This is a genomic window from Pseudomonas sp. MPFS, from assembly GCF_022537035.1.
GTDB classification, from domain to species: Bacteria; Pseudomonadota; Gammaproteobacteria; order Pseudomonadales; family Pseudomonadaceae; genus Aquipseudomonas; species Aquipseudomonas sessilinigenes.
This window is the reverse complement of record NZ_CP066123.1, coordinates 1-26,303: the sequence shown is the minus strand read 5'-3', so window position 1 is coordinate 26,303 and position 26,303 is coordinate 1. Positions and strand designations below refer to the sequence as shown.

Here is a 26,303-nt window from a genome sequence, read left to right as displayed (position 1 = left end):
AAAGCGGCTCGATGTCACTCAGGGTCTTGCCAGACATCTTCATAACCGGCGCGGTCGATGATGAAACACGTCCCGCTCGGCAAATACAGATAATCGATCACCTCCGGCAACAGCTCGACCAGGTGCTCGGCACACAAGGGTTGGTAGAAATCCACAGCGGTGGAATGTTCGCCGCAGTGGATAAACCAGCTGACCGTCCCGTTCTGCGGCAACTCGATCCTTGTGCCATAGATGGGCGAGTGCGCAAGGGAGCCGGTGGCCAGTGCAATCATCGGCTCCGGCGCCTGGGGAGCGAGGTCGTAGCGTTCACAGATAAGCTGCTGTCTTTCGTTCATTGGCCCAGCCATCAAGGGGAAATAGGGGAGGTCCTGCCCAGCGCAAAGACCTGTTCGAGTGCTACCTCGTCGTCGCTGTCACCGTCCTCGAAACACCTGAAACGGTGCCCCTGCAGTGCCCGATCCAGACACTGGTGCAATGGTGCGGTTCGGAACAGCAGCTCCATCCAGAGCGCCTGGTCGCTCTCGAAGGTCAGGCGCAGATCATAGTCGGCGCTGCTGCCCAGGCCAGGGTCCTTGAACTCGACTACCTGCTCTGCCGCCTGTACAAAGTCCGCACTGCCGCGCAGCTTATCCATGACCTGCCGCGCGCCCAGCGGCTCATCAAACACCAACCGATACTCGTAGCTCATGCTCGTCTGCACTCCGTTCGCGGTCAGCTATCCAGCCACCAATTGAGCAAGGTTTCGTCATCGCTGTCATCGAGGTTTTTATAGATGTTGGCGTAGTACCACTCGATGCCCGTGGTCTGGCGGAAGCGGTTGAAGAACAGGGCGATTTTATCCATGCCGTTTCGAGCTGGCACCGACAACGTCAGATTGCCCTTATAACGCCCGTCGAGCATGCCGCCCAATTCGGTCGCCACGTCTGCCTCCAGGGCACTGATGTGTTCTTCCGGAATGTAATCCGAGTAAATGTGGATGCAGAAGTTGCCGCCACGCTTGAGTACCACTGCCGGGGCCTGCGGGTCCTTGATCGAAATAATGTCGCCCTTGGCCAGGTTGAGCGTGAGCCCCGGTGAGTAGAGAATCTCGTAACTGTGCTCATCAATCCGCCGTACATGCAGCGGTTCATAGACCGGGCCGCGGTTGTTCTGCCCCGCGACAACCCGAATCGACATTTCCTGGCTTTGATCATCCATAACAAATTTCCGAGCGATTACTGTTTTAAAAAGGGTGACAAGGGCTGAGGCAGTACCTGCCAGGTCCACGTCCTTATTGTTCAATTAGTCTTCCACTTCCCAGGCCAGATCGGGATCAGTCGCGCCATACGCCGAGAAGTTGAGCATTCGCCATGCCTGCCTTGGCTGGATAAATGGGTAAAGGGATTGAACAATCTGCCAATAAAAAAGGCCAACGCAAGCGTCGGCCTTTTTATTTTCAGCTGTGTCCCCTGATGTAGGTTCACAAAATAGATGATTCGGGAGCCTCAACGAACGCTGATAGAAAATCAGCTTTTTTGTAAGTCCGCCGACCGAGATTTACTTAATAAATGAGAAAAGCCTACTCGTTTCACACAATAGTTGGTCCCACGTAGAACAGGGACACAGCAACGCGTGCTGCGAGAGGACGTTCGGCGACTGCGAGGCCAGTTCTGTTAAGCAGGGTCGGGCTCAGTTGCTGGATCAACCTCAAGATACTTGTAGCTACCCTCGCTCCCATCTTCTCCCGCATAGTGAATCACTAAGCGGCTGTTCTGCTCATCGTAGGACATGCCATCGACAAAGCATTCACGAGCCATACCTGGATAAGCCTTTAGCAGAGAGGCAATATCCCGCTTAACCCAAGCGATAAAATCAACATGGAGATCACGCCAGGCCGATCCGTATTTTTTTTCTTTTTCGGACGGTTTGAATCCCATGACGTTAAGGCAAAATCCCATCAACCTGAAGCTATCTAGGCCTGGTGACTTGGTGATTGAATTCCATAACATGGAATGGAGCAGCTTGAGGATTTTTCCACCTACCGCAGTCCGTAGTTCGCTTGAGTTTACAATATCGTCCCAGATCAGCGTGTACTGAATTTTTCTGGATACCCTACGAGGCATCCGAACTGATGAAGCTGCTTCAATCAGAGAGAATATGATTCCAGCAATATCTTCCGAGGCATGATCAACGTAAGTCTCACCTTGCTGATCAAGGTCATCCAGCACCGTGACCATTTCTTGGATCAGCATGCCCAGCGTTCGTAGTCGTAGGTCGAGGTCGTCGTTGAACCTCAAATCTGTCAGCTGAAGGTCTTCAGTAAGGTCGGAGTATATCCCCTCGACTTGTAAATAGGCCCAATTCAAAGAGTTCGGTTTAGAAGCGGCGCCGCCTCCCACATGGGCAGTGAACGCTTGGAGTACCAGACGAAAATATGCCTTCCACTGATCTATGTCCCAAGGTTTGCGACGCGAATACTCAGGACTGAGCAATGTATCAATATGCCTGACCAACTGTGGATTTTGACATAGCGCCGTGGTTACGGGACGGGTAATGCCTTCCAATCCCGACTCGTAAAAATCCTGCTCATGGTACAAAAATGAGTTCCGGTTCTCGATAGCTGCGGTGACGAGGCTCTTCGCGATGACATTGATCTCACCACTGTATTTGCTCTGCTTGCGTACAGTGTTGAACAGATTGATGATGAACCTCGGTGATCCCTCGACCACCGCCCGACAGAACTTCGGGCTGCCCATGGCCATGAGTAATCTGAGAGCATGCTCCTGCGTCTTTGTAATCTGGTCTGCGGTGCAATTGTCCGGCGCGTAGTTCACTATCCTTGAAATGGATCTGGCCAGCTCGTCGCCAACAATCGCCAGTTCGGTCGGAGAACCGCGCAACAGACGCCTTTCGACGCTGCGAGCGAAATTTTTGGCATTCCAGGAGTTGAATCTGGCAGGCCAGAAAAAAGCTAACCAAAGCCAAGCTGCCAGTATTAGAAAGAAACCGCCGCCCAGCAACAATTGCCAGGACTCGGGTGTCAGCCACCCTCCAAGCGGTACACGCGATTGGCTCGCACGCCAATGGTCAGTCAGCAGCGCGAGAAATCCCACGATGATAGTGATCGCCACTGAAGCCCTTCTTACCGGGAGGGCAGCAGTGTCAATGCGAAATTTGTAACGCAGATCTGCGACGGTCCAAACCACCAGTGTCAAGGCAAGACCACTAATGAGCTCGGCGAATCCGAAGTACTTTGGGGCAGTTTTGTCGAGTGCAAAACAGTCGAAAGCGAGGGAGGCAAGCCAAGGGAGATTGAACGGATAACATTGTTCAATAGGCATCTGTACATCCTGTTAAGAAGCCATGATTGGCTTTGTCGAAATTAAAGGCGTTGCCCACTCCAGGCTATGCTGCTAGCGATGAAGTTGGGGTTTTCGATACTAGCTATTTAGTAACATAGGGAACTGAACTTCCTATTGAGACTGTTTTTCATCAAAAACTGGAAGGTGATTTTTATGGAACTGTTCAATTCCATAACGTCTTAGTCTTTCCAACCACTCTTCTGCCACCGTTCTGGCTGTACCCAACGATATAGCGGCCTCGCGTAGCAGTGTAAATTCAGTTCGTAAAGTGGTTGGCGTAATTCCCGGATCATCGGTGTTGACCAATACCCGAACAGGCCCACGCCGCAAACCATAGCGGTTACATTTCCCGCCATTTGACAGCAACGACTCATCTGGCGGACTCCATCGAAAAATCGGGTGCTCGCTATGGTTTTCCAGCCGGGCAATATAAACATTCGACGTCGGATTGGTTTCGATGATCAGCCCCATCTCGTCATACTGGTCCATTAAGTAATCTTGCAGGGCATGCATGAATTCCAACTCTTGGGCAGTATCTACATCATTGATAATTCCACGTATCGGCTTGGCATGCTCTCCATATAGCGCCTGCCCATCCCACTCACTGCCCGCTCTTACAACGACCAATGGCAACTTTTTCAGCGCCGCCATATGCTGATGACGGTAACGGTAAATACGCGCGGCTATATCTGACAGATTATTAATCACTGCAGCGTCTGGCACAGCACACCGCTCGCGCTCGTTTCTTGGCTGATCGTCGTACAGCTTTTGCCATAGATGATGACAGTTACGGCGCAAGCACCACGCGCGAAAAAGTACCGAAGGGGGCACAGTCACAAATTCTGACCCGGATTTGCCATCGCCTTCCTGATGATCTACGTCCAGTTCAGGTGGCTCAAGCCAAAGGGTGAAGGGGAAGATGCGCGCAATACGACGCTCGATGATAGGCAGCACTTGCTGCGCTAGGGGCAAACGGCCGCTTAATGTTGTGGCGTAATGCCAAAGCCAAACCAGATTGTCCAGGTGCTCATCCAAAGGGACCATCATCTCGCCCTGCCGAGCCACCCATTGTGCGGGGTCGATACCCAACGCTAAGGCATGTCCCAGGCGATCGCCATCGCGCATTTCACAAAAGCGCACCGTTTCGTCGACATGACGCATTCCAGACAAGGGATGGGCATAGTCCTCGCCTGCGTGAATACTCAAATGAAAACCGCTGCTGGCCCGCTCACCGTCAGGACGCGACACAAAGCCCCGCCGCAGCCAACGCAGTATTGGCGCAAACCACTCGATACGCAGATCGTTTTCATCGCCAGCAACGTCCACTCCGCGAAACCAGCGTGCGGGATGGAACTGAAAATGCTGGTTTAGCTGACCGCCCAGAAATTCTGGCAATGCCCAGCCGGCATGTCTCGATAAGCCCGTAAGCAAATCGTCGGCACTTTTCCAGAGTTTTTCCAATTCTCGACCAGGAGCCAGCTTTTGCTTTTGAGTTCGAGAAAAATGGCCACAAAAATGCCAACGCTCCATTGATCTCAGATAATGCCCGGCACTACCCTCAACGCTGATTTCATGCTCGCCAAATATATAAGGCGGGATGGTCGCGTGAAGCTTGCTTTGATTCGCAACAGCATCAGCCAGCTTGCTCACGAACTTGGAAGAAAACGTTCCGATCATGGCCTTTACCTCCGCCATATCCTCACGTCCCACTAGTAGTCGGCGTACATTGTCCTGCAAGAGAGACACTCCACCACGCCTCAACGGCCCCTGGAAGTAGCGCTCAACAAAACGGGTCAAGCCTTGACCATCCATGATGAGGCGCCGTCGCAGCTCATTGAACATTTGCAGCCAGCAAAGGATGGCAACACGCCACGAAGGCAAAAGATTCGGATCGCGATAGAGGCAGCAAAGATAGAGTAGCAGCCATAGCCAGTAATTGGCGCATCCGCGCATCATCGCTTGGGCGAACTGGCCACATACCCATGAGACAGAACCTACTGTCGCCGTAGCGTGGCTCGCTGCCAGCAACTCCCAATCCGGAAGCCTTTCTTTGACAACCATTGGGTCATTCAACTGCAGGGTAATATTCTCGTCCCTTGTAGAATGTTCGAGCAGTTGAATCAGCAGCTGCCGTATGCGCTTTAGCTGCGGATCTAAGTGCTGCTTTTCGTTCTTTAACCAGTTCCCATCCTTGTCGCTGCCCCTCAATCCGTCAAAACCGCCTGCTCCCAGTAAAAAATTGCCAAGAATGGCACTGTCAGTTGCAACACCCCCAAGATGTACATGCCCTTCGGCGTGCGGCAGAAATGGGTTAGGTGGTGATGCAAAGAAAGGCGCCTGCGTTGAGACGACGCGATGGATATCCCCCTCTGCTGGCTGCGGGCTCTCGTTAAGCCAACCACTCAGATGCCAGCTAACCAGCAATGTAGGGTCCAGTTCCGCCGCAAGCCGTGCATAAGCTTGCACCTCGGTTTCGCGATAGCAAATCATGTCCCCATTACGCATTAGCAGTTGACTGAACAACTCATCCAGCCACGGCAACTCTGGCTCAATGAACAGTCTTGCATCGCACATCCGCTCCATTAGATGGCGAACATCGTTCAAGCGAAAACGGCGCGGATAGTGCGCGTCCAGCGTATCCACCAGCAACTGATTGCAATCCCCTTGTAGGATATGCCACCTGTCTTGCGCCATGCCATGCTGCGGACTGACCAACTCAGTCCACAACCGCTCTGCAAGCCGGCCGCTTCCATAGAAGACGCCGGTTGCGTGTTCAGTGAGAGAACGGTTCAGCATCAGTTTTGATTAATCAGTAATTCATCATTCGCTTTCACCAACAACTTCAACTCACTGCTACCAGGATATAACTGGGTCATTTCAGTGATGATTTTTTGGCGCTCGCCTTTTATGGTATTACGTAACTTAGCCCGAAGGAAACTCAACGTCAGGCGAGTTGGCGGAGTAAGGTCTAGCTTGCTAAATAACCATTCCCTCGCGCTCAAATTTTTGGCTTCTCTGACCCACGAAATGGCCAGTACCTCATCTAACCACCTTCTAATTGGATGATCTGCAAGGAAAAAACTGGCTGTGCGGGTGCTTGCACCAAATTGACGCCTGGAAACAGAGTCGAGATTGTCTTGGCCTTTCTGCCCTGTCGTCGGTGCAAACGGCAAGATGTTCATCTTGAAATGAGGGTTCTGTTCAAAGTTGTGTGGCGAATTCAAATTGACAGTGGCGACCACATCCGGTAGGCCGAACAATCTGCCCTTTTCAAAGCTACCAAAGGCCGACCAAGTCGCGTAGAACACCATACCCACTTTGTCCAAAGCTTTTCCGACATCCTTCATGCCCTGGGGCACATTTCTAAATTCGGCTACTTGGCTATATACCTTGTTGAATACCCTGTAAATGAGCCATGGCGAAAATCTTACTTGGTTTAGCTGATGACGGTCTCGCCAAACCTCAATGTCTTCCTGCAATAGCTCAAGCTGTCGATTCAGCTTTTCCAGTGCGTCGTCCTCCCCACTTTCAATTGGCTCATCACCCTCATCAGTCCCAAGACTAAGAGTTTTAGTAGGCGCCAAAGCACTGCTGGAGTGGAACGGTGCATTCTGTACGATGCCCTGCAGCGTTTGTAGGCTAACCGGGCCAACAAGACTGGCAATCAGCAGCTCGAAAACACGACCAATATTCAGCATCATGCTGCGATTAGCATTTGTGTAATAGTTATGATGGGTGAGCAGTGAGAGTAAGAAACAGGCTTTGTCTCCAACCTCTTCAGCCGTTCCAGATTTGGAAATCACCTCCCAGTATTTCCAATCTTTTGCCGAATTTACTCCTACCTCTGCAACTGGATAGGGCAGCAAGGTTTGTTGAGCATCCAGCCTCGACAGCCAGCCATACGGCAACTTATCTTTTAAATGTACCTGCCATTCGGAAAAGTCATTTTCCTTTACGAACTGATTCAGCCCAGCAGTCTCATGCTGTAGAGGCTGGAACAGCGGAGTGTCGAAAATACTACCGTTGCGTTCCTCTTCACTGATTTCTGCCAGGTGCTGCCAGTACTGATAAGCCTGTAGCACTAGATAAACTGCCCCTGCCTGTGGTTCGTACTGGAAGTAATCACTCAGAGTGCGTTCCCAGCTAGATATCGTCGTCTGATCCAATCCGCCGACAATGAGATCTACCTGTTCGTGATGCTGCTCTGCAAACAACCTGTATGCAGGTCCGAACTCCCGTTTCGTTTCTTTATTCAAACGCTGGTGTTCGGCATGAAACAAGTTCATTACATCAAGACGGACTGAGGGCATTTGCCAGGCACGTTTGACTTGCAAAGGGTTCTCCGCCAAACGCACCGCTTGTGGCAAGCCTTGGATTAGCTCCGAACAACTGTTGATGAACTGGGTCAGCGCACGCAATGAAGGAATAGGCAGCGTCAGGTCACTGCCTTCGCGACCATTGACCGGTCCGGCTAAAAAAATGTCCAACCAAGCATGAAAATTGGGCAGCGAGATGACGCCTGGCAGACCCAATGTGATGCCCTGATCACGCAGGTATTCACTAACCGGCGGCATGAACAGTCGACCCGGCAAAGGCAACACTTTGCGCTGATACTCATTGGCTAGTTCAACGGCAGTGGTATATGCCTGCTCCAGGTTGTGCTTTGAGTCCTTGGTCAAGCGACCATGAAAGTCTCGCCATGTTACTTCACGGTACAACTCGCGATCCCCACTGACGATCGGCAGCACATAAGGCGTGGTCAGATAACGTCGTACAATTTCCAGATTCTCGAATGCACGATTGAGCGAGGTGTCTACATCATCAATCGGTAGCACCAACAATTTTTTGCCCAATAACTGCAGGACGGCCTTGAAAAAGTCCTGCACGCGATCAGCCAAATGCTTATTTCCGAAAAGCGCACGCAGCTTATCCATACCGCGTTCGTCGTGTTGTACCTCTACGCACTCCAACGCGTGGGCGAGTTTATCCAGAACCTGGTTTAACTGCTTGTAACTTTCGGGATTGGTGCGTTGTGACTTTTTGACATCCTCGTCCGACAGTACCGCCGCCACTATTATGTGTAGGAAAAGGGATTCGTTCTCCTCCAGCAGGGTCGGGTCGACCGGATCAAGAATATGGATATCTTTTAAGATGTCTTCATGTGCACTTATCAGGTAAGTGCGTAAATTCACCAACACTGACGTTTTTCCGGTGCCGCGCTCGCCATCAATGGATACCGCATTGTGGCTCCGAATTTCGTTGAGTTTGGCGCTATTCCCGTTAGCATTGACCGTATGAAGAGCTTTAGCGATGAACCCAGCTAATTTGTGGTACACCGCCAATGGCAGCAGAGTTCTTTCATTATCTAGATTGGCAGTTTCTGGAGCATGGAGCGGAATGTAACGACTTGTAGTATTAGGTATTGACATTCCGCACCTTATTTTTGACTAGGTAAGATTGGCCGCTGGTAGAGTAAGGCCATTCAGATTTCCTAAACTGTACCACAGTGCCATCAGTCGGCGTCGCCTCCGAATTGACCCAGTTGCCCAGACGTCACTGACCCAGTCTGTTCCTCGCGAACCATTGCCTTCATTGGATTTGTGCATACTTGGAGTTGGGTCAGTCTTGCTTCAGCAGGTGGGTCAATTCGGCATCGGCGTCAACAGATAACCTGGATTTGGTGGAGCGGCGTCGCATAAGCACTAGTCTTGGGCTGTATTCAAGTGGAGCTCGTTAATCAATGCTTTGCGATACCGTAATGGCGTTCCATTGAGCTCAACAAATTACAATCGATTCGCCGAGCTCACCAACATTGGCATTTGATTGCTGGGGATTGGCACGTATCCCGTGAACTGTTTGCCATTGATGTGGATCGAGCCGATCGCTGCCGGCTGCTCAACCAAGCTATCCAGCCATGGATCTGCCACCAAGCGCAGGAGGGCTTCTGGATATTTAAATCCCTCAGGCTCAATAACACGGCCCATCAAAGTCAAGGCCGCCATCTCTTTAAAGTGGCTCCTCCCTTGCCACCGGTCTGAATCGCCCCGGGTTTCGTAGACACCTCCATGCCTTAAAATGAGGCCAATCAGGAGGTGCCATGAGCAACCCGCGTTATCCCGAAGAATTCAAAATCCAAGCGGTCAATCAAGTGACCGAAAAGAAGCTTCCCGTCGCTGACGTAGCGGCCCGTCTTGGTGTGTCGACGCATAGCCTCTATGCCTGGATAAAGCGCTACAGCAAACCTCAAGAAGAACGGCAGCAGGATGATGATCAGCACGCTGAGCTACGTCGTCTGCGAGCGGAACTCAAGCGCGTCACTGAAGAGCGAGACATCTTAAAAAAGGCCGCCGCGTACTTTGCCAAGGAATGCTGCTGAAGTACGCCTTTATCAAGCAGCGCGCGGGCGACTATTCGATTCGACGGCTTTGCCTGACGCTGAAAGTCCATCCCAGCGGTTATTACGCCTGGCTGTCTGAGCCGCAATCTGTACGAGCCAAAGACGACCAGCGACTGCTGGGTTTGATCAAGCATTCCTGGCTGGAGAGTGGCGGCGTTTATGGCTATCGCAAAATCCACGACGATCTGCGCGAGGTCGGTGAGGATTGTGGTCGTCATCGTGTGGCGAGGCTGATGCGTCTTGAAGGTCTGCGTTCTCAGACAGGTTATCGACGCCGCCCAGGGAAGTACGGCGGTAAGCCAGCGGTCGCCTCACCCAATTTGCTGAAGCGCCAGTTCGATGTTGTGGAACCCAACAAGGTTTGGGTAACCGACATCACGTACATTCGTACGTATGAAGGCTGGTTGTAATTGGCGGTGGTACTGGATCTGTTTTCTCGGCAGGTCGTTGGCTGGTCAATGAAGTCGCAGATGACCAGTGATTTGGCTATTGATGCGTTGTTGATGGCGGTTTGGAGGCGTAAACCGAAGCAAGAGGTGATGGTTCATTCCGACCAAGGCAGCCAGTACAGCAGCTCCGATTGGCGTAGCTTTTTGAAGGCAAACAATTTGGTTGCCAGCATGAGTCGCCGAGGCAACTGTCATGACAACGCCGTGGCCGAGAGCTTTTTCCGGCTTCTGAAACGGGAACGGATCAAGCGAAAAATCTACACCACGCGGGAAGATGCTCGTAGCGATGTGTTCGACTACATCGAGATGTTCTACAACGCAAAACGCCGTCATGGTTTCAACAATCAGCTGTCACCGGTAGAGTTTGAAAAGCGTTACGCAATGAGTTTGCAAGGTGTCTAGAGAATCCGGGGCGATTCACTCATCCGCCGCTACGGTGCAACAGGTATTCGCATCGCATCGTAAATTAAGGCTCTAGCTGACCAACCAACATACTCACAATAAAAAGGCGCTTCGAAGAGCGCCTTTATCTAAGCTGTTTAATACTCACCCCCTGACTGATCTTGAACGGTAAGCGTCTGGCGAACTCACCTTGGTCTAACTCGGTATGCCTCTACGCTTCACCTAGATGCCTCAATTGATCGATATGTTTGAACGTCTCGTAGAGCGAGATCATGTCGCCTTGGGACATGATCTCTAGAGGCAAACGGCCGCGGAAGAAAGCGTTGGCGTTTTTGAGGCTCGGAAAGCCAGTGACATTAGCTTGATTGCTAAAGACAGTTCGGAGCGATGCATGGATGCCTAGCACTATCCCAATCCGTTGCTGTTGGTCCCTATCAAGTCTTCGGCCTGCGCTCCTTACTTGTGAGGCACGGCGATAAGTAGAAGGCGAGATACGGAGGATCTGGCATGCTTGGTGAGGTGAGGCCTGCCAGGCACGAATTATCCGCAGCGCTACTTTCAGGGCGAGCGAGGAATGCTGCTCGGTAAGACGCTCGAAGCTCATCATGCTTTCCATCCAATTTCTTGAAATCAGTTTACTCCTGATTTCCTCTTTGCAATCAGGTAGATTCGATCAGCGATTGCAATCACCCAACCGATAACGGCGAGGTCGCCTCAACCGTGTGCTCGTCGTAGATTGCGTTATTGGTGTGTGGGGATTCCGTTGGACAGCCAGAATTTGGCTGCCAGAAGTTGCTCCGGTCGAAGGCTTCGACATCGCCATAGAGGTTCAACGCGCGCTTGTGCCCGAGGGCTCAGCACTGCCAAGGCAATGGTAGCGCTGACGCGTTACCTCGATGACGGTGCCGTCCCCATAGACAACAATGCCGTGGAGAACCAGATCAGGCCGTGGGCGCTCGGGGTAGGTCAAACTGGCTCTTCGCCGGATCGCTGCGCAGCGGTTAACGGGCTGCGGCGATCATGAGCCTGATCCAGTCGGCGCGCATGAACGGGCATGATGCGTACGCGTACCTCAAGGATGTGCTGATGCGGTTGCCGACGCAGAAGACCAGCGAGTCGAGCAACTGCTGCCGCACCAGTGGATGCCGGGCTAGCCTGCACAAGGCGTATTCCCCGTACGCTTAAAAAGGCTCTGCGCAAGTAGAGCCTTTTTGTCACTCCGCTTTTTTCAGTGGGGTTTGGCTGAACGGCCAAGCATCACTGCCGTCAGCTTTTTTCATGAACTCACAGATCGATACGCAGGAGAACTCCTTGATCTTGGTGGACACGATAGTCGGATACAACGTGACCATCGCGTAGCCGACCAGCTCAAGCTTGGTCTCCAGATTAAATTTGTAGGCGAAGTGTTTTTCGACACTTTCCACGTTATCCAGCACCCAATTATATTTCTTGATGAACTTGGCGCTGTAGCTGTCCGCCCCTTCGATGAACTTGGATTGATCATCTCGAAACATCCGAGGTTCGATCGCATATCCGACCTGCTTGGCCTCAATGATCACCAGCATTTTTTGCGCTTCATCAAATCCAAGGAAATCAATCTCACCGACATTTGATGGAATCCTCAGCGTTTGACCGTTACCGAGCGATAAGGCCTTGACCGACGATGACCCGGCAATACCCAAGGTTTTGAGGTTTCGCTCGACGACCTGCTCAAACCATCGTCCGGCTCTGAGTGACAAGACGTCGAGTGCTTTTTTTACGTTTGTAGACCGCCACTCGGGGGGCAACTTTTTAAACGGCACATCCGCGATCAGAATGTTCAGGCACTCCCGGGCCATACGACGGGAGAAAAATACCCAGTCAACGCCATCAACGGGATCTCTAAAGAAAGCTCGCTTGTAAGCGCGATACTCCTGTTTTGGACGAAACAGCTCCCGATCCTCCATGGTCTGCGCGCTAAGGCTAAAACCATTTAGGAGCAGCTCCGCCTGCTCCGGAGTGATGCGAAAAGTCAAAGTGATCGTTTCGATCGCCTCCTTCCATTCGAACGTGCCAAGCGCTTCGGGATTATCCTTGTCGCTAAAGTGCTCGATGACCCACGCAAGAGTGCCCAGCGTGTCCTTGTAGCTCAGGCCAAGAGTCTCCAAGAAACTTGCATCCAGAATCTCGGCGTGCGCTTCCGTGTCCTGGAGGAACATGGGAGAAGGCACATATTTTTCAAAGTCACTTACCGACTGACGAATGTCAAATCTGAGCTTGCCATCTTCTTCCACATGGAAGTACGTGAACTCGTCCGGATCGAGCGTCAGCGTGACCTCGTCCAAGAAGCCCCTATAGTTGTCGCTCCTCATGTACAGGCTGACCAGCTCCTCAGCAGCGATGAAGACCATAGAGATCGCATCTTCCTGCTCTTCTTGAGTTCTGGCGACTTTGCCTGCTGCCATATTCGAGCGGCACAACAGCTCGAGCACATGCTTGATGCCCCTTCGGGAATGCAGCGCATATGCCTGCCAGAAATCGTCATCTTCTTCGGACAGCTTTTGGAGCTTATGGGCGTCGGAAACCTGACCATAGCGTTCGTACTCGGAAACCAAAAAGGTGACAAAGTCTCGTGGCTGCACCATCGGCAGGAACTCATCCAAGATGGCGTAATACTCTTTGTACATCAGGTTCACGATTGTGACGATAATAGCCTTGTCGGTGTAACGACCCGGGCTGAAGCTCCCGAAGACGGCACGTTTGATTCTTTTGTAGACACTATCTTCGTGAGCAGAGCTAGCTCGAAAAATCTCAACACCGGCAATACTACGGTTTTTCTGCACAGCTATCTCCTTGAGCTGGTGACACGTTGTTGATGCAGCGCGGCGAGTGGCTCAGCACGGCGGTCGTGGTGTTAGTATGGGAGGACAGTCCTCTCACTTTCTTTACGATTCCACGTCATTTTTACTACAGATCAATGTGACTCACGCCCTCTGCCGCTATTTAACCAACCGTTGCGGGCTATCAACGTAAGTGTGCGGCCAATACACCTTTACTCAGGTTTAGCCGTAACCGTTCGTGATTGCTTTTGGCCTGGTGTTCAAGTTAATTAGAAAGTTAAGCTGTCGAAGCTAAAAAATCTATAAGTTTTTTTCTTCGTCGCCATACATACTGCCGGCAGTGAGCACCTGAAATAGTAGGGCCAACAACGGGAAAGAAACTTCTTTTTATCAAATGAGGTAAAACGTTAACGACTGATATTCCCAAGACCTTCGCCACTTCCGGAGCAAGAATATAGTTACGCTTAAAATGTTCTACTGCTGCAAGCGTTATAACTTTCGCCTCTCGCCTAGAACATTGAACAGTTTCGCTACGCAGTCGACCGAGACGAACGAGGGAGTAACACACCTCTGATTTTATACCTAGCATCTTTGCGGCTTCGGTGACGGACATGCTCCGTGTATGCGACGAAAGTGAATGTTTGATGCCTTTTCGTACAAGTTCTCCGGGATCGATAAGCCATTTACCAAAATTCAAAAGTTCAGATTCTGATTTGCAAAAAACTAAAATTTCCCCTGACTTGATCGCCTTAGCCAACTCTGCCAAACCGCCAGATGTAGGAAGATAGTACTTTGCGACTTGTGATATTGTTACGAAGTCATCGCGTGCAAATGGAAGAAAATCATCAGGAGCTAGAGCCTCTATTGAAGCATAGTCAATTAGCCACTTTTCACCAGTTTGCGGTACTCCACCGAAAAACTTCAATATCTTAGAATTGATAAGTTGTTCGACGCGCTTTTTACTTAAGCATAATAAACGAGACACCTCTTGCAAATTTACGGGCTCATGTGCAATTGATGAGATTCTTCGTGCATCTTCAATGTCTACTACCGTGACCGTTTTACCACACGAATAATTAAATTTACGGGCGTCAAGCTCACCTGAGGATTGCATTCTCCGAAGAAAACTTTTTGGAAGACCAGTTATCTCCGCTGCTTTATTATATGTAAGCCATCGATGTTCAAGGAGCGTACATTCGCTCAACCGTCGATTTCTCATCGCCAGTGGGCCCGCCCAGTTTTTAACAACGTAATTCTCGAATTCTATACGAACAAAATCGTAACATCGGTCAGTCAGTGATAAAAAAATATCATTATAAATCAGCCCGAATGCAGCGCCTAATTTCGATGAAAGACCTGATTGCTGGTGTTGCATAAGGTCGGTAAGCAAATCATGAAATGCTTTTGGCCAGCCCATCAGAATCTGTCCAGCCGTCTTGGCTAGGACAGGAACAATATTTTGCGAGGCCATTGAGGCTACCGTCATGTTCATATGACGGTAGCGACTTAAGGCCCGCACAGCAAAACGAACAGCTAAAAAATGGAACTGACCATATGTTAACGAATCCATTCCTATCGAACTAGGAATAACGCCAAATCTTAACCGTTTTTCAAGCTCATTCGATATCCATAGTTTTGATTCATCCGCTTCCTTATTCACCAAACGTTCCGAAACCACGGAGTATCCACAGCGCTCACAATTCATCGTACTCAATAGCTTATGAGTAATCTTTTCTCGGCAGTTATGGCACATATATAGAAGCTCTACACCATGGATCGTGCAGGTCGTATAAAAAGTAAAGTCCCAAAGCTCCCGCCAATAAAAACTGGATGCTAAGCAATCTGGACAGTATTTAGAACAAGCTAACGACCAAATTTTCTGATTGTTAAATTTTGGCTTTCTGATTTCTTTCACTACATCATGCCAGCTTGATGGTTTAGAGTCTCGATTCAGCCAAGCACTCACTTCATCCTCTGGAAGCTTCTTAAATAGCTTAATCAGCTCGCCATTCCATAGGCCATTACAACTTCCTAAGCGGTGTAGGTAACCCAACAAACTCTCGTCGTGCTCAGGTGCAGGATTTATCAATAAGTCAAACATTAACTATGTCCTGTAACATTCTCTTGATGATAGATTTCAGTGCCAGAATAAATTCCTGGCACTGAACTGAATCAAGCCGCGATGATGTCAAAATTTTCAAACGGCTCACGCGCGCCAGTTAAAGGACTAAAATCGAACGCATGGTTGAATGGATTACGGTCTTTAGATGCAGAACTCCAAACCTCATCCTTAAATGCTTCAGAAAGTATTTCTAAATTAATACCTTCAGCATTACGATGCTGGACCAGCCATACAGAGCGATCGACGACCTTTATCAAATAGTCAATCAATCCAAATGAAGCCAGATAGAACCGTTGAATCATCTCTTTATTTGAAAAGCTTATAGACTTCACCGGCAACAATTCGTGAATTACCCGAAGCAGCGTCGCAAATTGGGCCCAACAGGTTTCCGTGATCATGAATCGGTTGTAATCAACGGTGGCAGAGAACCTTCGTCGCAGTTGCTCGTTCGCCAGAAGTAAGCCTTCAGTCCGCTTTAGGCCCACCAGGACAAACGCTATGCTCGTTTCGTTCATCAGACTCTTGATCCAATCTGCCGCCTCGTATGCGTCATTGCGCTTGTAATCTACAAGATGCTGCGCTTCGTCCAAAACGACAACCTCAACACCGAGGCTGCTCAAAAGCAGAACAATCCTTACAAACTTCGTTTCCGCAGAATGACTTCGTGAATCCGCGTAAGGATCCTTCATTGCTGCCAGCAACGCCGTTGCTAAGTTCTTTTTGGTTGGAGAGGAAGGAATTTCGACACTGAGCACATGACGATGGCCAGGTTTCGGAGGGTGAGTAGATTCCCACTCCCTGACGTACTCTTTGATCAATGTGCTTTTCCCTACACCGCTCGGTCCCTGGATAACAAGTCCCTTGCTGGTGCCTGTGCGGCGTGTGTCTCCATGTACCTCCACCAGCCTGGCCAGAGCCCGCTCCGCTTGCGGACTAAGTATGAAGTGATGCCTCAAAGAAAATGGAGTGCGATCTTCCTCAAGATTGCTCATTATTCAGTCCTCCTTTAGGCTGACGATGAATAACTCTGAATGTTGTGGTTACATCGCTTGTAACAGGCATGTCCAACCAGTCCATGCTGGCCGGAGCGGACGCCAACTTAACGTTGGGGAGCTTCCAACCGTCCTTATCTAACTTGGCACGAGTTACTGCCCGACGTTGCCGCAAAATATGAGAATGGCGAGCATTTTCCACATCTTTTGCCAAATCGCGATAGCATTGATGGACCTTTTCGAAACTAGTTTTATCGTCACCTTTTGTATGTAGGGCTTTTTTTGCCGCTTTCCATAGGTCACGGCTTAACCCAAGCATACGCTTATCTTTAACCGGCACCTGTAAAAACACGTTTCTAAAACGATCGTGTACCCATACATGGCTTAGTTCGTCACGGAATCGAACGCTGACTTTTTCCTTAGGAGCCATTCTCATCCTCAAGTCAGCAAGTTCAGGTGAATGGTAACCGTGACCGTCAACTTCAATACCGTAGTGATGAATATTCACCGACCTCCGGCGCGCAAGAATACATTCAAGTTCATCTAGATCAACGGGCAGCTTGATCAATCGATCTGCCTCTGCAGAAGCCCAAATTTGGGCTGGCGTCCTTTCGCCAAGAGATCGATGAGGGGTTTGATGATATCCGTCGACAATCCATTTCACGACACTGCGCTCAAGCTGGGCCAATGTGAAACAAGCATTCTTCTCCGAATCGTAATCTCCCTTGTCTTGAATATTCGAAAACGTCGTTCCAGGTAAACCATGAATCAATCCAGTATTCAGAGTACGGAAGAATCTTTCGACCGACCCTTTCATCTCCGGACCTCTAGATCGGGGATACATAATCTCAATCCCTAGTTCGTTAAACCCGGAAATCAAATCATCTGCATGGAATTCAGCTGCGTTATCAGGAACGACTCGCGTGGGTAGCCCATGTGCTCGCCACTCACCTTCTACCTCCGGAAAGCGTTTCAACAATTCCTCTTTAGGACGAATAGAGCGTTCGATGACGCGAAGAACGGTCTCGGTATTGGGCGCAGCTAGATGAATCAAGTAACCCATGATCATTCGCGAAAACTTATCAAGGACGACGGTAATGTACGGACGACCAATGACTAGTCCTGTATCTTCGTCCACCAACAACACATCCATAAGCGTATGATCAATTTCCCATCGATCCAGGATGTCGGCAACAGTGAGTACTTCGATTGCCGTTCGGTGTTTTTTTTTCGCAGCGTGTTTACCCAAACGATGAATATCAACCTCATAGGGATCAAGCTTTGCAATGTACCTTCGAATAGTCATACCACATGGTTTTTTCAGTTGGAGAGAGGGAAGGCGAGTCGCGTTTTTCTCATCTATACGTTTTTGATATTCGACAATTACCTTCGAGATTTCTGGGCGCTCAGGTTTCAGGTAAATATCCTCAATCACGCCATTTAATATTTCTTCTAGCTCGCCAGATACTGCGTTGGCCCTTCCTTTTTTTGAGTGTTTTGGGACCAGCTTTACAACGTTTCCACCTGAGAATTTTGAGTACCATCTTCTAATTGTAGATATTGATGGTGTACGTACATCGTCTAATTCTTTTGCTATTTCACTTATTTTTTCTGTTAACACGCTAAAACTTGGCAAAACTGTTTGGCCTCTTGTAAGGCCCTCTAAATACGTACGACGACGTAACGCCTCATTGCTGTGGTTGGATGCGAAGCAAGTTAGATCCGGGGCTACATTCCTAACAGTTGGAATCTCGCCTAGATACGGTTGGTCCTCACAGACTTCGATCTCTCGGCGCTCATAACCGAGATAAAATTCGCTTTCCTTTAACTTTGTTGGCTCACCGAGTTGATCAACGAAAAGCAAGCGTCTATCCACTAGCCGCCGCTGTAGTGACATTGTCGTTCCGTTGATAATTACAACTAATCTTGCCTTAAGCGAAAATGTTTGCATGGCGATGTCCTCCTGAAATATAGACCTGTGAATCCTCTACCAAAGGCTCTTCTAGATCGACGCCAATAACGCACAGTCCCAACAAGCGCCACGCTTCCATTCGCCCAAACAATGAAACGACGTCATGAAAGACCTGAGGTTTGTGTTTATTCAGTTCGAAACTAACTTCCGCATAATCCGCGGACGACATTAATGGCCCCCGTCGGTGATACAGGATTGTTTGGAGATTTGTCGCCAATGGCTCTCGCCAAATAAGCTCATCCGTAACAACTAAAAAATTTCGATTGGTGGCAGGAAAATGTATCGAGGCTGCTCTCAGCTTTTGCTTAACGCTAAGGACTGAAAGCTTCCTCGCTGGTTTGACTTCGATCCACCACTCGCTCCCATTTTCAAGGAACACACGCAGATCAGGGACGTAATCTACCAAGGCATCGCCCATGGCAATTCTTTCCCTACTGGGCTGTGCCTCATAGCGGATAACGAACGGGGACAGCTCCAGCAGGCGGAACAAACCGCCCTCTAACTGGGACTCCCAGGCAACAGGGTGGCCGTTTTTCAGGGAAGGGAAATACCCCCTGAAATGACACGAACTGCGAGTAACTACTTTACGTACTGCCATCGCACACCTCCACAGACGCGCACCATCGCTGCACCTAGACAACCAGGTACAGACCGGTGCACGAGGTCCACAATCGACAGGCAACACTTCCCCGTCGAGCGGCCTCGATAAAGTCGAAATTATGGGAGGGGATTGACAGGCGCTGAAAAAAAGCCGAAATTGCGGTTCTCAAGCCTGCAATATCGCTTCAAATCGGCGCGGTCAAAACCCCTTGGTTTTGGTCGCGTTTTTACATTTCACACCTCCCGCTTTTCATAATTTTCTCCTCTTTGATTTGATAGCTGTTTAATTTAAGTCCCGCATCATTTATAGGGTTACGCTCTAAGCTTGCAGGATTCACCGTTGCGAAATCATGGTTTGCATGAGTAATTTCAAATAAGGTCTTGATTTACCTTCCAGGACTTTGATTTTTTCGACAACTGATTGTCAAATCATATTCCACGGCACTCGTAAAATCTACGATTCACCACTGAAAACCGTACACTTTTTTCGCTCTCAGAAGGCAACTAAGGTATTCACCCTAAGTTTGCAATGTATAATATTGCTTTAAATAGTTAATCACCCAGAAATCAATTTTTTAAAAACAAGCACGAAATTTTACGAAAGTTATCATCAGCTTACATATGTAGAGTTATTAAAATCCTTAAGCACTTCAGCCTATTAACACGCTTACCTTTCTAAGCGTGCCTTGATTTCTAATCCCTTTCTCCAATCTTCTCCTCATCTCTCTTTTTAAACCTACCCGTATTTATGATCTATTTTTAAGTAAAAGTCGTGCCAAGTGAATAATTACACTATTTTCGGAGGCAAAAAAAAGCCCGCTTTATAAGCGGGCCTTCTTTACAATGGATTCCTAATCCACAGGTTAGGTGAACCATCTATTTGTGAAAATGAGCAACTATTCTGGGATCCTACACCTGATCAGAAGTCCAGGTTGGACACTGCCAGGGCGTTGCTTTCGATGAAGTCGCGACGAGGTTCGACCGCATCACCCATCAGGGTGTTGAAGATCTGGTCGGCGGCGATGGCATCTTCCACGGTGACCTTGAGCATGCGACGCATGGTCGGGTCCATGGTGGTTTCCCACAGCTGGTCAGGGTTCATCTCGCCCAGACCTTTGTATCGCTGGATGGTGTGACGCTTGGTGCTTTCCGCCATCAGCCAGTCCAGGGCTTCCTTGAACTCGGTCACTGCTTTCTTGCGCTCGCCACGCTGGACGTAGGCACCTTCATCCAACAGGGTGCTCAGCTGGGCGCCAAGGGATACGACAGTCTTGTAGTCGTTGCTGCCAAAGAAGTCGCGGTTGAAGGTGACGTAATTCGACAGGCCGTGGGAGATCAGCTCGACCTCTGGCAGCCAGACATTACGCTCACGATCTTCACGCAGGCTGGCCTTGTAGACCAGGCCAGACTTCTCGGAGTTACGCAGGCGGGCATCGTACTTGGCCAGCCATTCCTGCATGGCGGTGTGGTCGGACAGTTGCTCGATGCTGACCGGTGGCAGGTAGATGAAGTGCTCGGTCAGTTCCTGTGGATACAGGCGCGACAGACGCTTGAGGGTCTTCATGACCATGCGGAAGTCGTTGACCAGGCGCTCCAGGGCCTCGCCGGAAATGCCAGGGGCGTCTTCGTTCAAGTGCAGGCTGGCATCTTCCAGAGCCGACTGGGTCATGTAGTCTTCCATGGCGTCGTCGTCTTTGATGTATTGCTCTTGCTTGCCTTTCTTGACCTTGTACAGCGGTGGCTGGGCGATGTAGATGTAGCCGCGCTCGATCAGTTCCGGCAACTGGCGGAAGAAGAAGGTCAGCAACAGGGTACGAATGTGCGAACCGTCGACGTCAGCATCGGTCATGATGATGATGTTGTGATAGCGCAGCTTCTCGATGTTGTACTCTTCGCGACCAATGCCACAACCCAGGGCGGTGATCAGGGTGCCAACCTCTTGCGAGGAGATCATCTTGTCGAAGCGTGCTTTCTCGACGTTGAGGATCTTGCCCTTGAGTGGAAGGATTGCCTGGGTCCTGCGGTTACGGCCCTGCTTGGCAGAACCACCCGCGGAGTCACCCTCCACCAGGTAGAGTTCGGAAAGGGCAGGGTCTTTCTCCTGGCAGTCCGCCAGCTTGCCAGGCAGGCCGGCGATATCCAGGGCGCCTTTGCGGCGGGTCATCTCACGGGCCTTGCGCGCGGCTTCACGAGCACGGGCGGCGTCAAGCATCTTGCCGACCACCAGCTTGGCTTCGTTGGGGTTCTCCAGCAGGAAGTCGGAGAAGTACTTGCCCATCTCCTGCTCGACGGCGGTCTTCACTTCGGAAGACACCAGCTTGTCCTTGGTCTGGGAACTGAACTTCGGATCCGGCACCTTCACCGAGATGATTGCGGTCAGGCCTTCACGGGCATCGTCACCGGTGGTGGCGACCTTGTGCTTCTTGGCCAGGCCTTCCTGCTCGATGTAGTTGTTCAGGTTACGGGTCAGTGCCGAACGGAAGCCCACCAGGTGGGTACCGCCGTCGCGCTGGGGAATATTGTTGGTGAAGCACAGCAGGCTTTCGTTGAAGCTGTCGTTCCACTGCAGGGCGACTTCCACGCCGATGCCATCGTCACGCTGGACGTTGAAGTGGAATACCTGGTTGACCGCCGTCTTGTTGGTGTTCAGGTACTCGACGAAGGCACGCAGGCCACCCTCGTACTTGAACAGTTCTTCCTTGCCGGAGCGCTCGTCCTTGAGGACGATGCCGACGCCAGAGTTGAGGAAGGACAGTTCGCGAATCCGCTTGGCCAGGACGTCCCAGCTGAAGTGGATATTCTTGAAGGTTTCAGCCGATGGCTTGAAGTGGATCTGGGTACCGGTGGTTTCGCTGTCGCCAACGATCTTCATCCGTTCCTGTGGAACACCGTGGACATACGTCTGTTCCCAGATCTTGCCGCTACGGCGCACGGTCAGGACCAGTTCCTCGGACAGTGCGTTCACTACCGATACACCCACGCCGTGCAGGCCGCCGGAAACCTTATAGGAGTTATCGTCGAACTTACCGCCGGCGTGCAGCACGGTCATGATGACCTCTGCCGCGGAAACGCCTTCCTCTTTATGCACATCGACCGGAATACCGCGACCGTTGTCGCGTACGGTGATGGATTCGTCCGGGTGGATGATGACGCTGATGTCGTCGCAATGGCCGGCCAAAGCTTCGTCGATCGAGTTGTCGACCACCTCGAACACCATGTGGTGCAGACCGCTACCATCATCGGTGTCACCAATGTACATACCGGGACGTTTGCGTACGGCATCCAAACCTTTCAGCACCTTGATGCTGTTCGAGTCGTACGTATTTTCTTCGCTCATGCCTTCACTCCCGATGGTCGTGGGTCTGGGTGATACGGCCTTGTTCCACGTGGAACAAAGCAACTGGCGTTTCCGTCTGCCAGCCTTCCCTCAGTAATTCGTGGTCTACACAGGTGATGAACACCTGGCAGCGTAAGTCTTCCAGCAAGCGACAAAGTGCGCGACGGTGTTGCTCGTCCAGTTCGGACGGCAGGTCATCCACCAGATAAATACACTGACCGCGGCGGGCCTGGCTAACCAGATGCCCCTGGGCAATGCGCAATGCACAGACCACCAGCTTTTGCTGGCCACGGGACAGGATGTCCGCAGCGTTGTGTCCGCCTAGGCGCAGACGTAAATCAGCACGTTGCGGGCCGGCCTGGGTATGACCCATTTGCTGATCACGGTGCAGGGCGCTCGCGAGGACTTCACTAAGCTCGCGTTCCTTGTCCCAACCACGGTAATAGCTAAGTGTCAGGCCCTCGAGCTCCAGCAACTCGCCCAAGGTCCGCTCAAAGACTGGTTTCAAGGCTTTGATGTATGCGCGGCGGTATTCATCGATTTCAGCGCTGGCCTGGCACAGTTCCCGGTCCCAGGCCGCTTGCGAAGCGGCGTCAAGTGTACCATGCCGCAGCCATGAGTTTCGCTGCCGCAGGGCCTTCTGCAAGCGCTGCCAGGTGGACATGAAGCGAGGTTCCACATGGAACACTCCCCAGTCCAGGAACTGCCGACGGATCTTCGGAGCTCCTTCCAACAGGCGAAAACTGTCTGGATTGATCAACTGTAGCGGCAGTATTTCTGCCAGCTGCGCCGCACTGCGAGCGTTCTGACCGTCGATACGGATCTGGAATTCGCCCTGGCGGTCTCGGGATATCCCCAGGTTGCTGTGCCCTCCCTCGGACAATTCGACCTGGCCAAACACCGTGCAAGCCAACTGCTCATACTGAATCACCGGTAATAACCGGGCACTGCGAAACGAGCGGGCGAGCCCCAGCAGATGAATGGCTTCCAGCACGCTGGTCTTGCCACTGCCGTTGGCGCCGTAGAGGAGGTTGATGCGAGGGGAAGGGGAGAAGGTCACCGGGTGCAGGTTACGCACCGCGGTGACCGAGACACGACTGAGGGACATCTAGCTGATTACAGGCGCATCGGCATGACAACGTAAGCCGAGTCGTCGTTGTCGGATTCCTGGACCAGCGCACTGCTGTTGGAGTCGGACAGGATCAGACGGACTTGCTCGGTGGTCATCACGCCCAGCACATCCAGCAGGTAGCTGACGTTGAAGCCGATTTCCAACGAACCGCCGTTGTACTCCACGCCTACTTCTTCTTCGGCTTCTTCCTGCTCCGGGTTGTTGGCCTGGATCTTCAGCTGGCCGTTGGCAAGCTGCAGGCGGATGCCGCGGTACTTTTCGTTGGACAGGATCGCGGTACGGCTGAAGGCCTCGCGCAGGGCCTGGCGGTCGCCCAGCACCAGCTTGTCACCGCCTTTAGGCAGTACACGCTCGTAGTCCGGGAACTTGCCGTCCACCAGCTTGGAGGTGAAGGTGAACTCACCGGTGGTGGCACGGATGTGATGCTGGCCCAGGACGATGCTGACGTTACCATCCGGCTCGGTGAGCAGACGGGCCAGTTCAAGGATACCTTTGCGCGGCACGATCACCTGGTGGCGATCCTGCTGGCCAATGTCGGCCTGCATCGAGCACATGGCCAGACGGTGACCATCGGTGGCCACGGCGCGGATGATGCCAGCGGAAACCTCCAGCAGCATGCCATTGAGGTAGTAGCGCACATCCTGCTGGGCCATGGCGAAGCTGGTGCGTTCGATCAGGCGACGCAGCTTGCTCTGCTCCAACTGGCAAGTCAGGGAGCCCGGGCCTTCTTCCACCGTCGGGAAATCGTTGGCTGGCAAGGTCGACAGGGTGAAGCGGCTACGGCCGGCCTTCACCACCAGCTTCTGCTCATCGACCTTGATGTCGATCAGGACGTCGTTGGGCAGGCTCTTGCAGATGTCCATCAGCTTGCGAGCCGGGACGGTGATTTCCCCAGGCTCGGCCGGTTCTTCAAGTTGTACGCGACCGACCAGTTCGACTTCCAGGTCGGTACCGGTCAGCGACAATTGCTGGCCTTCGACAACCAGCAGCACGTTGGAAAGCACCGGCAAGGTCTGGCGGCGTTCGACGACGCCGGCGACCAGTTGCAGGGGTTTCAACAGGGCTTCGCGTTGAATGGTGAAATGCATGGTCTAGTCCCTTGCCTTAATAAGCTGCGTTGGAATCATCAAGTGGTCAGGGTACGCAGCAGGTTCTTGTAGTCCTCGCGGATGTCCGCGTCGGATTCCTTAAGTTCATTGATCTTGCGACAAGCGTGCAGCACCGTGGTGTGGTCGCGACCGCCGAACACATCGCCGATTTCCGGCAGGCTGTGGTTGGTCAGTTCCTTGGACAAGGCCATGGCCACCTGGCGTGGGCGGGCAACGGAACGCGAACGTCGCTTGGACAACAGATCGGAGATCTTGATCTTGTAGTACTCGGCAACGGTGCGCTGGATGTTATCCACAGACACCAGTTTGTCCTGCAGTGCCAACAGGTCCTTCAGGGATTCGCGGATCAACTCGATGGTGATATCGCGTCCCATGAAGTGCGAGTGGGCGATGACACGCTTGAGCGCGCCTTCCAGTTCACGGACGTTGGAACGGATCCGCTGGGCGATGAAGAACGCCGCATCGTGAGGCAACTCGACCTTGGCCTGGTCGGCCTTCTTCATCAGGATCGCCACCCGGGTTTCCAGTTCCGGCGGTTCTACCGCTACCGTCAGGCCCCAGCCGAAGCGGGACTTGAGGCGTTCTTCCAGGCCCTCGATCTCCTTCGGATAACGGTCGCTGGTGAGAATCACCTGCTGGCCGCCTTCGAGGAGGGCGTTGAAGGTGTGGAAAAACTCTTCCTGGGAACGCTCCTTGCGGGCGAAGAACTGGATATCGTCGATCAGCAGTGCGTCCACCGAACGGTAGAAGCGCTTGAATTCGTTGATGGCATTGAGCTGCAACGCCTTGACCATGTCTGCCACGAAGCGCTCGGAATGCAGGTACACGACCTTGGCATTCGGGTTCTTCTTGAGCAGGTGGTTACCCACGGCATGCATCAAGTGGGTCTTACCCAGGCCGACGCCCCCATAAAGGAAGAGCGGGTTGTAGCCGTGCTTGGGGTTGTCCGCTACTTGCCAGGCCGCAGCACGGGCCAGCTGGTTGGACTTACCCTCGACAAAGTTCTCGAAAGTGAAGGTACGGTTCAGGTAGCTGGTGTGCTTGAGCGCGCCCTCTACCTGGACGGTGCGCTGTTCGGTGCGTACCGGGGCCTGTTGCGAGCTGGCGCCCGCCATGGGGTCGAAGCTGTCACGAGAGGGCTCTTCGCTGGTCTGATCGGCTTTCTGCTCGGCGGCCTTCTTGGCCGGAGCAGGAACCGGAGCCGGCGCAGCAGGTTCTGCTGCAGCCTTGGCCGCGGCAGCCGCCTGCAATGCCTGGGAAGCGGCTGCGGCCAGCGGTGCGTTAGGCGCGGCACGAGGAGCCGAGCTGCGCTTGCTGCCTATTAATAAGGAAAGAACGGGCGCCACGCCATTGCCATGTTCATCCAGCAGCTCGAGCACGCGGCCCAGGTACTTTTCATTGACCCAATCGAGAACGAAACGATTCGGTGCGTAGACACGCAACTCGTCGCCTTCGGCTTCGACCTGTAGCGGACGGATCCAAGTGTTGAATTGTTGGGCAGGCAGCTCATCACGCAGAAGCTCCACGCACTGCTGCCAAAGTTCCACTGACACGGATATCCCCTGAAGTTGAAAGCCGGTGAGGCAAAAACAAGCAGCCATTGTAACGGTCGGCCGTCCACTTATCCACAT

General features: G+C 51.8%; 17 protein-coding genes and 2 pseudogenes. 2 read left to right on the top strand and 17 right to left on the bottom strand.

From position 1 onward, the window contains the following. Positions 1–14 precede the first annotated feature (14 nt). The 7 genes from I9018_RS00095 to I9018_RS00065 all read right to left on the bottom strand — a co-directional run bounded on the left by I9018_RS00095 (position 15) and on the right by I9018_RS00065 (position 9,334). Positions 15–335: a hypothetical protein gene (locus I9018_RS00095; RefSeq protein ID WP_178083945.1), complete on the bottom strand. Its 321-nt coding sequence runs from the start codon at positions 333–335 to the stop codon at positions 15–17. An 11-nt stretch (positions 336–346) separates the two neighbouring features. Beyond that, entirely contained in the window at positions 347–688 is a 342-nt protein-coding gene (locus I9018_RS00090) for a hypothetical protein (protein ID WP_241108440.1), read from the bottom strand. 23 nt (positions 689–711) lie between these two features. Next, positions 712–1,197 carry a DUF4265 domain-containing protein gene (locus I9018_RS00085; RefSeq protein WP_068576596.1) on the bottom strand — a complete coding sequence of 162 codons (486 nt, stop codon included), beginning with the start codon at positions 1,195–1,197 and terminating at the stop codon, positions 712–714. Between the two features lie 455 nt (positions 1,198–1,652). Continuing rightward, a complete protein-coding gene (locus I9018_RS00080; protein WP_241108439.1) occupies positions 1,653–3,320 on the bottom strand; it encodes a hypothetical protein in 1,668 nt (555 codons plus the stop codon). Positions 3,321–3,452: 132 nt separating this feature from the next. Continuing rightward, the gene (rdrB, locus tag I9018_RS00075; RefSeq protein ID WP_241108438.1) at positions 3,453–6,137 is read right to left on the bottom strand and encodes an antiviral RADAR system adenosine deaminase RdrB; all 2,685 of its coding nucleotides are present in this window, start codon (positions 6,135–6,137) and stop codon (positions 3,453–3,455) included. Then, positions 6,137–8,770, bottom strand: a complete 2,634-nt coding sequence (rdrA, locus tag I9018_RS00070; protein WP_241108437.1) for an antiviral RADAR system adenosine triphosphatase RdrA — start codon at positions 8,768–8,770, stop codon at positions 6,137–6,139. The genes rdrB and rdrA overlap by 1 nt, the downstream gene beginning before the upstream one ends. Positions 8,771–9,124: 354 nt before the next feature. Next, positions 9,125–9,334, bottom strand: a complete 210-nt coding sequence (locus I9018_RS00065) for a hypothetical protein (protein ID WP_241108436.1) — start codon at positions 9,332–9,334, stop codon at positions 9,125–9,127. 104 nt (positions 9,335–9,438) lie between these two features. Here I9018_RS00065 and I9018_RS00060 point away from each other — a divergent pair. Continuing rightward, positions 9,439–10,589, top strand: a pseudogene (locus I9018_RS00060) (IS3 family transposase). 211 nt (positions 10,590–10,800) lie between these two features. On the opposite strand, the gene I9018_RS00055 reads toward I9018_RS00060, so the two are convergent. Further along, positions 10,801–11,196 (bottom strand): antitoxin Xre-like helix-turn-helix domain-containing protein, encoded by a 396-nt coding sequence (locus I9018_RS00055; RefSeq protein ID WP_241108435.1) that lies wholly within the window; start codon positions 11,194–11,196, stop codon positions 10,801–10,803. 267 nt (positions 11,197–11,463) lie between these two features. On the opposite strand from I9018_RS00055, the pseudogene I9018_RS00050 reads away from it, so the two are divergent. Beyond that, positions 11,464–11,743, top strand: a pseudogene (locus tag I9018_RS00050) (transposase); the annotation flags it as partial. Between the two features lie 60 nt (positions 11,744–11,803). Here I9018_RS00050 and I9018_RS00045 read toward each other — a convergent pair. The 9 genes from I9018_RS00045 to dnaA form a co-directional block, all read right to left on the bottom strand. After that, positions 11,804–13,411 (bottom strand): hypothetical protein, encoded by a 1,608-nt coding sequence (locus I9018_RS00045; protein ID WP_241108434.1) that lies wholly within the window; start codon positions 13,409–13,411, stop codon positions 11,804–11,806. Positions 13,412–13,685: 274 nt separating this feature from the next. Next, positions 13,686–15,509 carry a TniQ family protein gene (locus tag I9018_RS00040; RefSeq protein WP_241108433.1) on the bottom strand — a complete coding sequence of 608 codons (1,824 nt, stop codon included), beginning with the start codon at positions 15,507–15,509 and terminating at the stop codon, positions 13,686–13,688. A 71-nt stretch (positions 15,510–15,580) separates the two neighbouring features. Next, a complete protein-coding gene (locus I9018_RS00035) occupies positions 15,581–16,522 on the bottom strand; it encodes a TniB family NTP-binding protein (RefSeq protein WP_241108432.1) in 942 nt (313 codons plus the stop codon). Then, a complete protein-coding gene (locus I9018_RS00030) occupies positions 16,509–18,473 on the bottom strand; it encodes a DDE-type integrase/transposase/recombinase (RefSeq protein WP_241108431.1) in 1,965 nt (654 codons plus the stop codon). Before I9018_RS00030 ends, I9018_RS00035 begins: the two co-directional genes overlap by 14 nt. Beyond that, positions 18,454–19,092 carry a Tn7 transposase TnsA N-terminal domain-containing protein gene (locus I9018_RS00025; RefSeq protein ID WP_241108430.1) on the bottom strand — a complete coding sequence of 213 codons (639 nt, stop codon included), beginning with the start codon at positions 19,090–19,092 and terminating at the stop codon, positions 18,454–18,456. Before I9018_RS00025 ends, I9018_RS00030 begins: the two co-directional genes overlap by 20 nt. A gap of 921 nt (positions 19,093–20,013) precedes the next feature. Then, positions 20,014–22,431 carry a DNA topoisomerase (ATP-hydrolyzing) subunit B gene (gene gyrB, locus I9018_RS00020; RefSeq protein WP_068576594.1) on the bottom strand — a complete coding sequence of 806 codons (2,418 nt, stop codon included), beginning with the start codon at positions 22,429–22,431 and terminating at the stop codon, positions 20,014–20,016. Positions 22,432–22,435: 4 nt separating this feature from the next. Beyond that, positions 22,436–23,539, bottom strand: coding sequence for a DNA replication/repair protein RecF (recF, locus tag I9018_RS00015; RefSeq protein WP_068576592.1), 1,104 nt, complete (start codon positions 23,537–23,539; stop codon positions 22,436–22,438). Positions 23,540–23,547: 8 nt separating this feature from the next. Continuing rightward, positions 23,548–24,651, bottom strand: coding sequence for a DNA polymerase III subunit beta (gene dnaN / locus I9018_RS00010; RefSeq protein ID WP_068576591.1), 1,104 nt, complete (start codon positions 24,649–24,651; stop codon positions 23,548–23,550). A gap of 38 nt (positions 24,652–24,689) precedes the next feature. Further along, positions 24,690–26,225 carry a chromosomal replication initiator protein DnaA gene (gene dnaA / locus I9018_RS00005; RefSeq protein ID WP_068576588.1) on the bottom strand — a complete coding sequence of 512 codons (1,536 nt, stop codon included), beginning with the start codon at positions 26,223–26,225 and terminating at the stop codon, positions 24,690–24,692. Positions 26,226–26,303: the final 78 nt, after the last annotated feature.

Excerpts from the sequence above, each read along its gene's own strand:
- I9018_RS00095 (WP_178083945.1), bottom strand. The coding sequence starts at position 335 with ATGAACGAAAGACAGCAGCTTATCTGTGAACGCTACGACCTCGCTCCC.
- I9018_RS00090 (WP_241108440.1), bottom strand. The coding sequence starts at position 688 with ATGAGCTACGAGTATCGGTTGGTGTTTGATGAGCCGCTGGGCGCGCGG.
- I9018_RS00085 (WP_068576596.1), bottom strand. The coding sequence starts at position 1,197 with ATGGATGATCAAAGCCAGGAAATGTCGATTCGGGTTGTCGCGGGGCAG.
- I9018_RS00080 (WP_241108439.1), bottom strand. The coding sequence starts at position 3,320 with ATGCCTATTGAACAATGTTATCCGTTCAATCTCCCTTGGCTTGCCTCC.
- rdrB (WP_241108438.1), bottom strand. The coding sequence starts at position 6,137 with ATGCTGAACCGTTCTCTCACTGAACACGCAACCGGCGTCTTCTATGGA.
- rdrA (WP_241108437.1), bottom strand. The coding sequence starts at position 8,770 with ATGTCAATACCTAATACTACAAGTCGTTACATTCCGCTCCATGCTCCA.
- I9018_RS00055 (WP_241108435.1), bottom strand. The coding sequence starts at position 11,196 with ATGATGAGCTTCGAGCGTCTTACCGAGCAGCATTCCTCGCTCGCCCTG.
- I9018_RS00040 (WP_241108433.1), bottom strand. The coding sequence starts at position 15,509 with ATGTTTGACTTATTGATAAATCCTGCACCTGAGCACGACGAGAGTTTG.
- I9018_RS00035 (WP_241108432.1), bottom strand. The coding sequence starts at position 16,522 with ATGAGCAATCTTGAGGAAGATCGCACTCCATTTTCTTTGAGGCATCAC.
- I9018_RS00030 (WP_241108431.1), bottom strand. The coding sequence starts at position 18,473 with ATGCAAACATTTTCGCTTAAGGCAAGATTAGTTGTAATTATCAACGGA.
- I9018_RS00025 (WP_241108430.1), bottom strand. The coding sequence starts at position 19,092 with ATGGCAGTACGTAAAGTAGTTACTCGCAGTTCGTGTCATTTCAGGGGG.
- gyrB (WP_068576594.1), bottom strand. The coding sequence starts at position 22,431 with ATGAGCGAAGAAAATACGTACGACTCGAACAGCATCAAGGTGCTGAAA.
- recF (WP_068576592.1), bottom strand. The coding sequence starts at position 23,539 with ATGTCCCTCAGTCGTGTCTCGGTCACCGCGGTGCGTAACCTGCACCCG.
- dnaN (WP_068576591.1), bottom strand. The coding sequence starts at position 24,651 with ATGCATTTCACCATTCAACGCGAAGCCCTGTTGAAACCCCTGCAACTG.